Origin of the sequence: Streptomyces coacervatus (genome assembly GCF_029223485.1) — a bacterium.
GTDB classification, from domain to species: Bacteria; Actinomycetota; Actinomycetes; order Streptomycetales; family Streptomycetaceae; genus Streptomyces; species Streptomyces coacervatus.
This window is the reverse complement of sequence record NZ_JARHTP010000019.1, coordinates 90,516-104,768: the sequence shown is the minus strand read 5'-3', so window position 1 is coordinate 104,768 and position 14,253 is coordinate 90,516. Positions and strand designations below refer to the sequence as shown.

Here is a 14,253-nt window from a genome sequence, read left to right as displayed (position 1 = left end):
TCTAGTCCACTTACGTGGTGTAGACCTATCGTGTCCACATATTGAACGGCGAGACAGCAGGGTTGGGGTCACAAGCAGTGCAGCGGGGTAGGACAGGAACGATCGCGGCGGTGTCCGCACTGGGCATGACGGCGGTCCTCGGCGGCTGCGGCCTGACCGGCGGCTCGGGGGACGTCACGCTGAAGCTCATCGCCGCGGACTACGGAGACTCGGCCGCCAACAGCTCCCAGAAGTACTGGGACCAGCTGGTCAAGGAGTACGAGAGCAAGCACTCCGGCGTGAAGATCGACGTCACCGTCTACTCCTGGAGCGACGTCGACCGCAAGGTCAAGGAGCTCGTCGACGCCGGCAAGGCGCCCGACATGGCGCAGATCGGCGCCTACTCCGACTACGCGGCCAAGGGCCTGCTCTACTCCGCCGACGACATGCTCTCCATCAGCACCCAGGCCGACTTCGGCTCGCAGCTGGCCACCGCGGGGCAGGTGAAGGGCGTGCAGTACGGGCTGCCGTTCGCGGCCTCCACTCGGCTGCTCTTCTACAACAAGACCCTCTTCAAGGACGCCGGCCTCACCCCGCCGAAGACCTGGAACGAGCTCGCCGCCGACGCCAAGGCGCTCAAGGCGCGCGGCGTGAAGTTCCCGTACGCGCTGCCGCTCGGCCCGGAGGAGGCGCAGGCCGAGACGATGCAGTGGCTGCTGAGCGGCGACGGCGGTTACACCGACGCCGTCGGCACGTACGGCATCGACTCCGCGCAGAACGTCGACACCTTCACCTGGCTCAAGAACGACCTGGTCGGCAAGGGTCTCACCGGTCCCGTCGCGCCCGGCAGCCTCAACCGTGCCGCGGCCTTCGAGGCCTTCGCGGGCGGCGATGTCGGCATGCTCAACGGGCACCCCTCGCTGATGAAGATCGCCGCGAAGAAGGGCGTGAAGTACGGCATGGTGCCGATGCCCGGCGTGAACGGCCCGAGCAAGAACGCCATGGGCGTCGCCGACTGGATGACGGCCTTCAAGAAGAACGGCCACGCCGAGCAGGTCGGCAAGTTCCTCGACTTCGTCTACGACGAGAAGAACGTGCTCGCCTTCTCCCGCGAGTACGACCTGCTGCCGGTCACCACCTCCGCCTCCGAGGTCATGAGCTCGGACAAGCAGGACGCCGCCCTCAAGCCGTTCCTGGCGCAGCTCCCGCTGTCCGAGCTCTACCCCGTCGACAAGACCTCCTGGGCGGCGGTCGCCGCGGCCGTCAAGAAGCGCATAGGCAGCGCCGTGGCCCCCGGCGGCAGCCCCGCGGCCACCCTCTCGCAGCTGGAGTCGACGGCCTCCATGGCGGAGAGCGCGCAGTAGCCGGGACATAGCCGCTGTCAGTGGCGGGGGCTACGGTGCGGTCATGAACCCGGAGCAACTCGGCGACCGCGAGCAGGCCGTCCTCGCCCTCGAACGCCGGGGCTTTCCGGGCCCCGGCGCCAAGGAGCGGGCCATACGCGAGGAGCTGGGCCTGGCCCCCGTCCGCTACTACCAGCTGCTCAACGCCCTGCTGGACGACGAGCGGGCACTCGCCCATGACCCCGTGACGGTGAACAGGCTGCGCAGGGTGCGGGAGACACGGCGGACGGAACGCTGACGGCCGTGCGCTCCCCTGAGCCATGGGTGCGCCCCGCCCCGCGCGGTTATGGTCACCGTATGGGCACCCATACGGACACGGACTCGACGCACTCCATGGACCCCCTGCCGACGCCCGCCACACAGGCAGGCCGTGACGGACTCGCCGCGATCCTCGCGAACCCCGCGAAATCGGTGATCGGTCTCGACTTCGACGGCACCCTCGCCCCGATCGTCCCGGACCCCGAGCAGGCCCGCGCCCACCCGGACGCGGTCCCCGCGCTCGCCTCCCTCGCCCCGAAGGTCGCCTCCGTCGCGGTGGTCACCGGCCGCCCGGCGGGTGTCGCCGTGCGGCACGGCGGCTTCGCGGGCGTCCCCGGCCTAGAGCACCTCGTCGTCCTGGGGCACTACGGCGCCGAGCGCTGGGACGCGGTCAGCGGCAACGTCAGCGCACCCGCCCCGCACCCCGGCGTCGCCGCAGTCCGTGCCGAACTGCCCGGTTTTCTCGACCGGTTCGGCGCCTGGCAGGGCACCTGGATCGAGGAGAAGGGCCGCGCCGTAGCGGTCCACACCCGCAGGGCGGCCGACCCCCAGGCCGCGTTCGAGGCCTTGCGCGAGCCCCTCGCCGACCTCGCCACCCGGCACGACCTGATCGTCGAGCCGGGCCGCATGGTCCTGGAACTGCGCCCGCCGGGCATGGACAAGGGCGTGGCCCTGCTGGAGTACGTCCGCGAGATCGGCGCATCGGCGGTCCTCTACGCCGGCGACGACCTCGGCGACCTGCCCGCCTTCGCCGCAGTCGACAAACTCCGCTCCGACGGCATCCCCGGCCTGCTGGTGTGCAGCGGCAGCGACGAGGTGACGGAACTGCGGGAACGGGCGGACGTGGTGGTGGACGGCCCGGAGGGGGTTGTGCGGCTGCTGCGGGGCCTGGCGGGGCACTTCAGCCCGTCCGGCGTTTGAGGCCGCCGGTCACGGAAATCCAGCCCGTCCGGCGTTTGAGGACGAGGCCCCTCAAGGGCCGACAGCGGGGGCCTGGGGGCGGCAGCCCCCAGACCTCAGCTTCGCAAAGCCTCCAGCTGATCCAGGAACCACTGCGCAGGCGGCAACGCCGTAGCCGCGGCAGCCAGCCGTTTCGTCCGCTCGGCCCGCTCCTCCACCGGCATGGTCAGAGCTTCGTGCAGCGCCCCCGCCGTGCCGACCACGTCGTACGGGTTCACGGTGATCGCGTCCTTGCCCAGCTCCTGGTACGCCCCCGCCTCCCGTGACAGCACCAGCACGCACCCGTGGTCGGAGACCACCGGCACCTCCTTCGCGACGAGGTTCATGCCGTCCCGGATGGGGTTGACGAGGGCCACGTCGGCGAGCCGGTATGCGGCCAGGGAGCGCGCGAAGTCGTCCTTGACATGCAGCACCACCGGGGTCCAACCCGGCGTCCCGTACTGGGAGTTGATCTCCTCCGCCAGCCGCTGCACCTCGGCCGTGTACTCCCGGTAGACGGCCAGGTCCTGGCGGGAGGGGTAGGCGAAGGCGACGTGCACGACGCGCTCGCGCCACTCGGGGTGGTCGTCGAGGAGCTGCCGGTACGCCAGCAGCCCGCGCACGATGTTCTTCGACAGCTCGGTCCGGTCGACCCTGACGACGGTCTTCCGCCCCTCGCCGATCTCCTCGCGCAGTGCCGCCATGCGCTCCTCGACATCGGCCTGGTGCGAACGGGCCTGCAGGAACTCGGCGTCGGCGCCGAGGCCGTGGACGCCGATGAACGTCTTGCGGGTGATCCGCCGGCCGTCGTGCAGGTGCTCGATCGCCCTGGGGGCACCCGACGGCCACGTCGACTCCCAGCGGTCGGGGTCGAGCCCCTGCACACAGTTCTGGAACGCCGTGGCCCACCGCCAGGTCAGGAACGCCACCCGGTCCGCCCCGAGCATGCCCTCCATCAGCCGCGCCTGGATGTCGTCCGGCAGTATCCGGAAGTAGTCGGGCGGCGCCCACGGCGTGTGCGAGAAGTGCCCGATCCTCAGGTCCGGCCGCAGCTCCCGCAACATCCCCGGCACCAGACACAGGTGGTAGTCCTGCACGAGGACCGCGGCCCCCTCGGCCGCCTCATGGGCCAGCGCCTCGGCGAACGCGCGGTTGTAGGTCTCGTACGACGCCCACTGGCGCCGGAACTCCGCGTCGAAGACCGGCTCCAGCGGTGTCTGGTACAGCATGTGGTGGACGAACCAGAGCACGGAGTTGGCGATGCCGTTGTACGCGTCGGCGTGCACGTCGGCCGGGATGTCCAGCATCCGCACGCCGTCCTCGCCGACCCCGCGCCGTACCGCCTCGCGGTCGCCGTCGGACAGCGCAGAGCACACCCACAGGGCGTCCGCCTCGGGCCCGATCGCGGAGAGGCCGGAGACCAGCCCGCCGCCGCCGCGCCTGGCGGCCAGCGAGCCGTCCTCCTGCACCTCGTACGAGACCGGGCCGCGGTTGGACGCGACCAGCACCCGGTGGCCGACGTGCTGACCAGCGTGATGACCTGCGCCGTGCGTGGAAGCCATAAGCCTCAACCTAGCCCGGCCCGGAAACGCTCAAACGTTTGGTTGCTCTTGGCGGGTAGACCGTATACGGCGCGTAACGCGCACCCGTCAGGCAACCTTCCGGGAGGCGTATTCCGCGATCTCCACCATCGGCGGCCGCTCCTCCGTGTCCACGGAGTAGGTGCGCGGCTCGAAGCCGTCCTCGCCCCGTTCGAACTGGGTGAGCGAGGGGCGGATCAGATGCCCGCGGGCCAGCCTCAGCTGTGCCGTGCGGTAGATCGCGGCGGACATCCGGCCCAGCGCCTGCCCGTCCTGGTGCCGGTGCTTGCGCACCCCGACGTCCACCTGGGCGAGCGCGTCGAGGCCCACCAGATGCAGGGCGTCGACCAGCATGCCCAGCTCCACGCCGTACCCGACGGGGAACGGCAGCTGCTCCAGCAGCGAGCGCCGGGCCGCGTACTCGCCGCCGAGCGGCTGCACGAAGCCGGCCAGCTGCGGCCAGTGCATGTTCAGCAGCGGGCGCGCCATCAGCTCGGTGACCCGGCCGCCCTGACCTGCGGCGCCGCCCAGCGGACGGTCGTACATGCCCTTGACCAGGTCGATCCCGGGGTCGGTGAGCAGCGGGCCGACGATCCCGGACACGAAGTCCGAGGAGAACTCCTTGAGGTCGGCGTCGATGAAGCAGACGATGTCCCCGCTGGTGACGAGGAGCGAGCGCCACAGCACCTCGCCCTTGCCGGGGACGGTCGGGATGCGCGGCAGGATGTCGTCACGGTGGACGACCCTGGCCCCGGCCGCCGCGGCGACCTCGGACGTGCGGTCGGTGGACCCGGAGTCGACGACGACGATCTCGTCGACGAGCGGGACCTGCTGCATGAGGTCATGACGGATGATCGCGACAATGTCGCCGACCGTCTCCTCCTCGTTGAGCGCGGGCAGCACGACGCTGACCGACTGTCCGGTGCGGTGCTTGGCGGCCAGGATCTTGTGCAGCGGGCGATCGGTCAAAGACCAGGAGCGGGTGCTCAGCCAGCGCTCGACTTCTTCCAGCACGTAGGCGGCTCCTCACTGTTGTCTCGCGGTTCGGACGACTCTCTCAACTGTCCTGGCCTTCGGTTACAGTCTTGAACAACGACGATGACCATCGCATGTCCGAGCTGCATGTCCGAGGTCGTCGGAGGGACAACCGAATACCGCTCATCCAGAGGGGCAGAGGGATACGGCCCGATGAAGCCCCGGCAACCCTCCAGTCGGTTCTCGTAGATCGATGTTGATCATTTCGCGAGGCTCCCGGCTAGGGAAGGTGCCAAATCCGTCTCACGGCGAGATGCGTCGTGAGGAAGATGAGGAGAAAGGGCCTCGCCTCACATGGCTGCGCAGACTGTTGCAAGCACCACGAACTCCGTGGACTCCACGAACTCCGTGAACACCGTCGATCTGGGTCCTGCCGCGGCTCTTTCCTGCCGCGAGTGCGGTCACCGGGTACCCCTTGGTCCGGTCTTCGCCTGCGAGGAGTGTTTCGGCCCGCTGGAGATCGCGTACGACTTCTCGGCCTACGACACCGAGGAGCTCCGCAAGCAGATCGAGGCGGGTCCCGCGAACATCTGGCGTTATGCGCCCCTGCTGCCGGTCCCGGCGGACGTGGCGGACAAGCCGAACATCAACCCCGGCTGGACCAAGCTGGTCAAGGCCGACAACCTGGCGCGCGAGCTCGGCGTCGACGCCGGCAAGCTGTTCGTCAAGGACGACTCGGGCAACCCGACGCACTCCTTCAAGGACCGCGTCGTCGCCCAGGCCATCGAGGCCGCCCGCGCGTTCAACTTCACCACTCTCTCCTGCTCGTCCACCGGCAACCTGGCCGGTGCGGTGGGTGCCGCGGCCGCCCGCGCCGGCTTCCGTTCCTGCGTGTTCATCCCGCACGACCTGGAGCAGGGCAAGGTCGTCATGGCCGCGGTCTACGGCGGCGAGCTCGTCGGCATCGACGGCAACTACGACGACGTGAACCGCTTCTGCTCCGAGCTGATCGGCGACCCGGCCGGCGAGGGCTGGGGCTTCGTCAACGTCAACCTGCGGCCGTACTACGCGGAGGGCTCCAAGACCCTGGCGTACGAGATCTGCGAGCAGCTGGGCTGGCAGCTCCCCGACCAGCTCGTGGTCCCGATCGCCTCCGGCTCGCAGCTCACGAAGATCGACAAGGGTCTGCAGGAGCTGATCAAGCTCGGGCTCGTCGAGGACAAGCCGTACAAGATCTTCGGTGCGCAGGCCGAGGGCTGCAGCCCTGTTTCCGTCGCGTACAAGGCGGGGCACGACGTCGTGCGGCCGCAGAAGCCGAACACGATCGCCAAGTCGCTCGCCATCGGTAACCCGGCGGATGGTCCTTACGTCCTCGACATTGCGCGTCGCACCGGGGGTGCGGTGGAGGACGTCAATGACGAGCAGGTCGTCGATGCGATTCGGCTGCTCGCCCGGACTGAGGGGATCTTCGCCGAGACGGCGGGCGGGGTGACCGTTGGTGTGACGAAGAAGCTGATCGAGAACGGTCTGCTGGACCCGAGCCTGACGACCGTCGTCCTGAACACGGGTGATGGTCTCAAGACGCTGGATGCGGTAGCGGACACGGGTCTTACGGCGACGATCCGTCCCAGCCTTGAGTCGTTCCGTGAGGCCGGACTCGGCTAGTCGTTTTTGTCTGCGGGGCGGTGGGGGCTGGTCGCGCAGTTCCCCGCGCCCCTTAAAAGCCACACCTGACCGGAGGTTTCATCGTGAGCGTCAACGTTCGTATCCCTACCATCCTGCGCACCTACACCGGCGGGCAGGCCGAGGTCGTCGCCGAAGGTGCGACCCTCGCCGAAGTCATCGCCGACCTGGAGAAGAACCACAACGGGATCGCTGCCCGGGTTCTCGACGACCAGGGCAAGCTGCGTCGGTTCGTCAATGTGTACGTGAACGACGACGACGTGCGGTTCGAGCAGGGGCTGGAGACGGCGACTCCGGACGGTGCGGGTGTCTCGATCATCCCGGCCGTTGCCGGAGGCTGACCGGAACAGGTCGGACGCCCCGATTATTACCGACGGTAACGCCGATTACCAAGAGTTCACCGAATTGCCCCCTCCGTGAGAGAAGCGGAGGGGGCAATTCTGCATGGTTGAGCACGGTACAGTTGGGGAACCTGCTCGACTCCGCTTGCCGCATGCATATGAGTTCTTGCTTCTCGGGCAGCGAGAAGTAGCCAAAGTGTGCAGGTTTTTTGCGTCTTATGCTCCTTTTATGGGGCCCGACTTGCCCTGAATTCGGGCGAATTCTTAGTAAATTCCCGACCGGTCGTGCCCGGAATTCTCGTCCGATTGACCTGTTGCAGACGGCAGTTGGACAGATACATTCAGCCGCGGTCGACGCGTTCCGGCGCACGCCCCCAACCGTGGGGGGTGAGGTCTGACCCGGATCCGCGAAGTGTGGATCTGTGCAAGGGCCAGTAATAGGGGAGTTAGGCATGGCTCAGGGCACCGTCAAGTGGTTCAACGCGGAGAAGGGGTACGGCTTCATCGCGGTCGACGGTGGTGCGGATGTTTTCGTCCACTACAGTGCGATTCAGATGGACGGCTACCGCACCCTGGAAGAGGGTCAGCGGGTCGATTTCGAGATCTCGCAGGGCCAGAAGGGGCCGCAGGCGGACATGGTCCGACTGGCGACCAGCTGAAGCACGCGCCGGGTCAACTGCAGCGACGTTCTTCTGTTCTTGATCGAAGGGCCCGTACCTCCTGGGTACGGGCCCTTCGGCATGTCCGGGGCGGGGTCAGGGGGGCGGGCCCAGCCCCCGAGAGGCGCTTGCACTCGAAGGGGGCGAGTGCTAATCATTGGCGTTAGCACTCTGAAGGTGAGAGTGACAACGAAGGACCGGGTCGGTGAGGCCCGCAGGCCGGGTGGGGAAGGAACCTGCAAGGCATGCGAGCCGTCCGTCGCGGGCGCGGGCGCGGTCCGAAGGAATCACCCCCAGTCCTGGAGGGACCACTTCACATGGCCAAGATCATCGCGTTCGACGAGGAGGCGCGGCGCGGCCTCGAGCGCGGCATGAACCAGCTCGCGGACGCCGTGAAGGTGACGCTCGGCCCCAAGGGCCGCAACGTCGTCCTCGAGAAGAAGTGGGGCGCCCCCACGATCACCAACGATGGTGTCTCCATCGCCAAGGAGATCGAGCTCGAGGACCCGTTCGAGAAGATCGGCGCCGAGCTGGTCAAGGAAGTCGCCAAGAAGACGGACGACGTCGCCGGTGACGGTACGACCACCGCGACCGTTCTCGCCCAGGCCCTCGTCAAGGAAGGCCTGCGCAACGTAGCCGCCGGCGCCAACCCGATGGCCCTCAAGCGCGGTATCGAGAAGGCCGTCGAGGCCGTCTCCGGTGCCCTGCTCGAGCAGGCGAAGGATGTCGAGACCAAGGAGCAGATCGCTTCCACGGCCTCCATCTCCGCCGCCGACACCCAGATCGGCGAGCTCATCGCCGAGGCCATGGACAAGGTCGGCAAGGAAGGCGTCATCACCGTCGAGGAGTCCCAGACCTTCGGTCTGGAGCTGGAGCTCACCGAGGGTATGCGCTTCGACAAGGGCTACATCTCGGCGTACTTCGCCACCGACATGGAGCGGATGGAGGCGTCGCTCGACGACCCGTACATCCTGATCGCCAACTCCAAGATCGGCTCCGTCAAGGACCTGCTCCCGCTCCTGGAGAAGGTCATGCAGTCGGGCAAGCCGCTGCTGATCATCGCCGAGGACGTCGAGGGCGAGGCCCTGTCGACCCTGGTCGTCAACAAGATCCGCGGCACCTTCAAGTCCGTCGCCGTCAAGGCCCCGGGCTTCGGCGACCGCCGCAAGGCGATGCTGAACGACATCGCCATCCTCACCGGTGGCGAGGTCATCTCCGAGGAGGTCGGTCTCAAGCTGGAGAACACCTCCCTGGACCTCCTGGGCAAGGCCCGCAAGGTCGTCATCACCAAGGACGAGACCACCATCGTCGACGGTGCCGGCTCCTCCGAGCAGGTGCAGGGCCGGGTCAACCAGATCCGCGCCGAGATCGAGAACAGCGACTCGGACTACGACCGCGAGAAGCTGCAGGAGCGCCTGGCGAAGCTCGCCGGCGGTGTCGCGGTCATCAAGGCCGGTGCCGCCACCGAGGTGGAGCTCAAGGAGCGCAAGCACCGCATCGAGGACGCCGTCCGCAACGCGAAGGCCGCCGTCGAGGAGGGCATCGTCGCCGGTGGTGGCGTCGCGCTCATCCAGGCGTCCAGCGTCTTCGAGAAGCTGGACCTCGAAGGTGACGAGGCGACCGGCGCCAACGCCGTGCGCATCGCCCTTGAGGCCCCGCTGAAGCAGATCGCCGTCAACGCCGGCCTCGAAGGTGGCGTCGTGGTGGAGAAGGTCCGCAACCTCACCCCGGGTCACGGCCTCAACGCCGCGACCGGCGAGTACGTCGACCTGGTCAAGGAAGGCATCATCGACCCGGCGAAGGTCACGCGCTCTGCCCTGCAGAACGCCGCCTCCATCGCCGCGCTCTTCCTCACCACCGAGGCCGTCATCGCCGACAAGCCGGAGAAGGCCGCCGCGCCTGCCGGTGGCGGTATGCCGGGCGGTGACATGGACTTCTGATCGACCGGTTCCGGTTGATCGACGTCTTTGCCGAGGGCGGCACTCCCTGTTCCGACAGGGGGTGCCGCCCTCGGGCGTGTTCGGGCGTGTCCTGGGTCACGTAAGCAGTTCGTGCGGGCCGGAATGTGGGGCAGCACATAGGCGGTTGCTTAAGGCAGTGCAACAATGCGCGTGCACATACCAGTCGGTTAACACTGCCCCTTTACGAGGAGTCCCTCACGTGACCGTCACCACGCCCGCCTCCCGCGCGGCCCAGATCCTGTCCCGCCCGATCGCGCTCGGCGGCCTCACCGTCCCGAACCGGATCGTGATGGCGCCGATGACCCGCATGTTCTCCCCGGGCGGCGTCCCCGGTGAGGACGTGCGCTCCTACTACGCGCGCCGTGCCGCCGCCGGTGTCGGGCTGATCGTCACCGAGGGGACGTACGTCGGTCACGACTCGGCCGGCAACAGCGACCGCGTACCGCGCTTCCACGGTGAGGAGCAGCTCGCGGGCTGGGCCAAGGTCGCCGAGGACGTGCACGCGGCCGGCGGCACGATCGTCCCGCAGCTGTGGCACATCGGCATGGTGCGTGAGCAGGGGCAGGCGCCGTACGCCGACGCCCCCGCCGTCGGCCCCTCCGGCCTGGTGAACGCGGGCGTCGAGCCGACGGGCAAGGCCATGACCCAGCAGGACGTGGACGACGTCGTGGGCGCGTTCGCCGAGGCCGCTGCCGCCGCCGAGCGCATCGGCTTCGACGGTGTGGAGCTGCACGGCGCCCACGGCTACCTCCTCGACCAGTTCTTCTGGGCGGGCACGAACCGTCGTACGGACGCATACGGCGGTGACGCCGTCGCCCGCGCCACGTTCGCGGCGGAGATCGTCGCGGCGGTCCGTGCGGCGGTGTCCCCCGACTTCCCGATCATCTTCCGTTACTCGCAGTGGAAGCAGCAGGACTACAAGGCGCGGCTCGCCGAGACCCCCGAGGAGCTGGAGGCGATCCTCACGCCGCTGGCCGCCGCGGGCGTCGACGCGTTCCATGCGTCCACGCGGCGGTACTGGCTGCCCGAGTTCGACGGCTCCGACCTCAACCTCGCCGGCTGGACGAAGAAGATCACCGGCAAGCCGGTCATCACCGTCGGCTCGGTGGGCCTCGACGGTGACTTCCTCAAGGGATTCCAGGGTGAAGGGGCGCCGGTCAAGGGCATCGACAACCTGCTCGACCGGCTGGAGGCCGAGGAGTTCGACATGGTCGCGGTCGGGCGGGCGCTGCTGCAGGATCCTGAGTGGGCGGCGAAGGTTCTCTCCGACCGGCTCTCGGAGCTGGCGCCCTACGATGCGGCGGCGCTTCAGTCCCTGAGCTGACCGTTTGTTTGAGCGGTGCGGGTCGGTGGGGGTGCGCGGCCCTGGGAGCTTCGCCCCCAGAGCCCCCATCGGCCCAAGGGTCTCGTCCTCAAACGCCGGACGGGCTGAGAATGGTGGGCATGACGAACGGTTCCGCCCGCACCGCCACCGCTGCCGACATCGACGCCATCGTCTCCACCTTCACCAGCGCCTTTTTCCACGACCCGGTGTGGGGGCCCGCCTTCCCGGACTCGCAGCGGCGGGCCGCGCAGGCTGCCGTCATGTGGCGGGTCTACGTCACCTCCGCCCTGCGATATCCCTGGTCGCTCGTGACGCCCGACGCCGAGGCCGCCGCGATCTGGATTCCGCCGGAGGGCGTCGAGCTGATGCCGGAGGAAGCGGACGGGCTGGAGGGGCAGTTGGCGCGGGTCTCCAGCGCTGACACGGCTCGGGCGATCATGGCGGTTGGAGATCGGTTCGAGGCGGCCCACCCCGCCGAGCCCTTCTTCTACCTCACCATCCTCGGCACGCACGCCGACCACCGCGGCAAGGGGCTGGGCATGGGGCTGCTGGCCGAGAGTCTCGCCCGTATCGATGAGGTTGGTGCTCCGGCCTATCTGGAGTCGACCAACCCCGCCAACCTCAAGCGGTACGAGAGTGTGGGCTTCGGCGTCCGCGACGAGATCGTCCTCCCCACGGGCCAGGTGGTGACGACGATGTGGCGGGCGGCTAGCGTTTCGTGACATGCGGATCCTGCATCTGTCAGACACCCACATAGAGCGCACCGACGCCCCCAACAAGCACGGCGTCAACGCGACCGACTCGCTCCGGCTGATGCTCGACGAACTGCGCCACCAGCGGGGCGTGGACGCGATCGTCGTCACCGGGGACCTCGCCGACGACGGGGCGGTGGAGGCGTACACCACCGTGCGAGGGCTGATCGGCGAGTTCGCGGGACGGATGGGCGCGCCCGTCTTCTACACCACCGGCAACCACGACGAGCGTGAGGCCTTCGCCAAGGTGCTCGGCAGCGGGCATCTCGCCGTCGACGGCAGCGACCTTGCGCACACCGCCGGCGCCGAGCGCTGTGCGGTGAGCGCGGTCGGCGGGTGGAGGTTCGTGACGCTGGACTCGCTGGTGCCGGGGGAGGTGTACGGGCATCTGGGGACCGTCCAACTGGATTGGCTGCGTGGTGTGTTGAGCGTCCCGGCGGAGCTGGGAACCGTTCTCGCCTTCCACCACCCACCCATCGCCCTGGACATCTCGGCGACCCAGCCGGTCTTCGGGCTGCGCAATCCGGGCGAGCTGGCGGAGGCGGTCCGGGGGAGTGATGTGCGGGTCGTCCTCACCGGGCACTATCACCTCCAGCTCTTCGGGCTGCTGGAGTCGGTGCCGGTGTGGGTCACGCCGGGCATCGTCAACCGCATCGACCTGACCACCGCCCCCGGGACCGAGCGCGCGGTGCGCGGGGCGTCCGCCTCGCTTGTGGAGCTGGGTGACGGGTCCACAGGCTCGACCGGGCCGATGTTCCATACCTTCCATGCCCGCGATCCGCGCGCCCACGAGACGGTGTACGAGCTCGACGAGGAGCGGACGCGGGACCTGATCGAGAGGCTGGGCTGAGGATGACGACAACCGAGGTTCGGGATTCGGCAGCCGAGGGGCTTGTCGTGCGCACCGCCGCCGGTGCGGTGCGCGGGCGGCGGGAGGACGGACTGACGGTCTTCCGCGGTATCCCGTTCGCCGAACCGCCCGTCGGGGAGGCCCGGTTCGGGGCGCCGCGTCCCGTGCGCGCCTGGGAGGGGACCCGGGAGGCGTACGCCTTCGGGCCGCCGCCCCCGCAGGAGTCCGGCATCCAGGGCCGTAAGGTCGTACTGGACGCCCCCGAGGGCGACGACTGGCTGACCGTCAACGTCTGGACGCCGGAGGCGGATCCGGCCGCTCGTCGGCCGGTGATGGTGTGGATCTACGGCGGGGCCTACAAGCTCGGTCACTCCGGCAGCCCCGGCTACGACGCCCAACACATCGCCCGCGACGGGGACTTGGTCGTCGTGACGCTCAACTATCGGGTGGGGATCGAGGGGTTCGCGCTCATCGAGGGTGCACCTGCCAATCGAGGGCTGCTCGATCAGGTGGCCGCGCTGGAGTGGGTGCGGGACAACATCGCGGCATTCGGGGGTGATCCCGGGCAGGTGACCGTGTTCGGTGAGTCCGCCGGTGCCGGGTCGGTGGCGGCGTTGCTGGCCATGCCGAGTGCGCGCGGGTTGTTCGGGAGGGCGATCGCGCAGAGCGTGCCGGGGACCTACTTCTCCGACGAGTTGGCTCGCGACATCGCGTCCGCCATCGCGGGGGAGGCGGGGCTGCGGCCGACGGTCGCTGATCTCGCCACCGTCGATCCTCGTCAACTGACCTCGGCCGGCGAGGCGTTGAGCGCCAACATGCGCTCGTACGCGGACCGGTGGGGGCAGGTGGCTCCGACGGCCACGCCCTTCTCGCCGGTGGTCGACGGGGAGGTGTTGCCGTGCACTCCCTGGGAGGCGCTGGCGGCGGGTGCGGGCACGGACGTGGAGCTGCTCGTCGGTCACAACAGGGATGAGTTCCGGCTGTTCCTCGTCCTCGGCGGGCTGCTGGGCAAGATAGGGGAGGAGCAGGCGGCCTGGGCGTTGCGGACGTTCGCGCCGGGGCCGGACGGGGAGCGGTCGTATCGGCAGGCCTTCCCGGACGCGACGCCGGGCGAGCTGTTCGAACGCGTCCAGACGGACTGGCTGTTCAACATGCCTTCGCTGCACCTGGCCGAGGCGCAGATTGCGGGTGGTGGGCGCGCTCACGTCTACGAGCTGACCTGGCCGGCTCCGGGGGCCGGTGGTGTCCTCGGTGCATGCCACGGGCTGGACATTCCGTTGGTGTTCGGCACGTTCGAGGCGGATCTCGGGAACCTGCTGTTCGCGGAGAGCGGGGTGCCGCCGGAGGCGGAGGAGCTGTCGGCCCGCTTCCGGGCGTCGTGGACCGCGTTCGCGCGGACGGGGGAGCCGGGCTGGCCGGCGTACGGGGATGCTCAGCGCCTCGTCCAGGTGCTGGATGTGAAGCCGGAGGTCAGGCGGTATCCGGAGGAGGCGTCGCGGCGGCTGTGGGAGGGGTACGAGTTCGGTGAGCTGCCATTGCTGAAGTAGCG

General features: G+C 68.9%; 13 protein-coding genes and 1 riboswitch. Of the genes, 11 read left to right on the top strand and 2 right to left on the bottom strand.

What is annotated here, in order from left to right:
• Nucleotides 1–77 precede the first annotated feature (77 nt).
• The 3 genes from P2Q00_RS37775 to otsB are packed head-to-tail and all read left to right on the top strand — an operon-like array spanning nt 78 to nt 2,561.
• Nucleotides 78–1,343: an extracellular solute-binding protein gene (locus tag P2Q00_RS37775; RefSeq protein ID WP_486389046.1), complete on the top strand. Its 1,266-nt coding sequence runs from the start codon at nt 78–80 to the stop codon at nt 1,341–1,343.
• 43 nt (nt 1,344–1,386) lie between these two features.
• Nucleotides 1,387–1,620 (top strand): DUF3263 domain-containing protein, encoded by a 234-nt coding sequence (locus P2Q00_RS37770; RefSeq protein ID WP_275778706.1) that lies wholly within the window; start codon nt 1,387–1,389, stop codon nt 1,618–1,620.
• A gap of 59 nt (nt 1,621–1,679) precedes the next feature.
• Entirely contained in the window at nt 1,680–2,561 is an 882-nt protein-coding gene (gene otsB, locus P2Q00_RS37765; protein WP_275778704.1) for a trehalose-phosphatase, read from the top strand.
• Between the two features lie 95 nt (nt 2,562–2,656).
• Here the strand turns inward: otsB and P2Q00_RS37760 are convergent, their stop codons facing one another.
• Nucleotides 2,657–4,141, bottom strand: coding sequence for an alpha,alpha-trehalose-phosphate synthase (UDP-forming) (locus P2Q00_RS37760; RefSeq protein WP_275778702.1), 1,485 nt, complete (start codon nt 4,139–4,141; stop codon nt 2,657–2,659).
• Between the two features lie 87 nt (nt 4,142–4,228).
• Nucleotides 4,229–5,173, bottom strand: coding sequence for a glucosyl-3-phosphoglycerate synthase (locus tag P2Q00_RS37755; protein ID WP_275778701.1), 945 nt, complete (start codon nt 5,171–5,173; stop codon nt 4,229–4,231).
• A 141-nt stretch (nt 5,174–5,314) separates the two neighbouring features.
• A riboswitch (SAM riboswitch) is annotated at nt 5,315–5,470 on the top strand.
• Between the two features lie 18 nt (nt 5,471–5,488).
• Here P2Q00_RS37755 and thrC point away from each other — a divergent pair.
• The 8 genes from thrC (at nt 5,489) to P2Q00_RS37715 (ending at nt 14,251) form a co-directional block, all read left to right on the top strand.
• On the top strand, nt 5,489–6,799 hold the full coding sequence (gene thrC, locus P2Q00_RS37750; RefSeq protein ID WP_275778699.1) for a threonine synthase: 1,311 nt from the start codon (nt 5,489–5,491) through the stop codon (nt 6,797–6,799).
• Between the two features lie 83 nt (nt 6,800–6,882).
• Nucleotides 6,883–7,158, top strand: coding sequence for a ubiquitin-like small modifier protein 1 (locus tag P2Q00_RS37745; RefSeq protein ID WP_275778697.1), 276 nt, complete (start codon nt 6,883–6,885; stop codon nt 7,156–7,158).
• A gap of 452 nt (nt 7,159–7,610) precedes the next feature.
• Nucleotides 7,611–7,817 (top strand): cold-shock protein, encoded by a 207-nt coding sequence (locus P2Q00_RS37740; RefSeq protein ID WP_019057200.1) that lies wholly within the window; start codon nt 7,611–7,613, stop codon nt 7,815–7,817.
• 317 nt (nt 7,818–8,134) lie between these two features.
• Complete coding sequence (groL, locus tag P2Q00_RS37735) at nt 8,135–9,757, top strand: chaperonin GroEL (protein WP_275778693.1); 1,623 nt, start codon at nt 8,135–8,137, stop codon at nt 9,755–9,757.
• Between the two features lie 220 nt (nt 9,758–9,977).
• Complete coding sequence (locus P2Q00_RS37730) at nt 9,978–11,102, top strand: NADH:flavin oxidoreductase (protein WP_275778692.1); 1,125 nt, start codon at nt 9,978–9,980, stop codon at nt 11,100–11,102.
• A 119-nt stretch (nt 11,103–11,221) separates the two neighbouring features.
• Complete coding sequence (locus tag P2Q00_RS37725) at nt 11,222–11,824, top strand: GNAT family N-acetyltransferase (RefSeq protein ID WP_275778690.1); 603 nt, start codon at nt 11,222–11,224, stop codon at nt 11,822–11,824.
• A gap of 1 nt (nt 11,825) precedes the next feature.
• A complete protein-coding gene (locus P2Q00_RS37720; RefSeq protein WP_275778687.1) occupies nt 11,826–12,704 on the top strand; it encodes a metallophosphoesterase in 879 nt (292 codons plus the stop codon).
• Nucleotides 12,705–12,706: 2 nt separating this feature from the next.
• Nucleotides 12,707–14,251 (top strand): carboxylesterase/lipase family protein, encoded by a 1,545-nt coding sequence (locus P2Q00_RS37715; protein WP_275778685.1) that lies wholly within the window; start codon nt 12,707–12,709, stop codon nt 14,249–14,251.
• Nucleotides 14,252–14,253 lie beyond the last annotated feature (2 nt).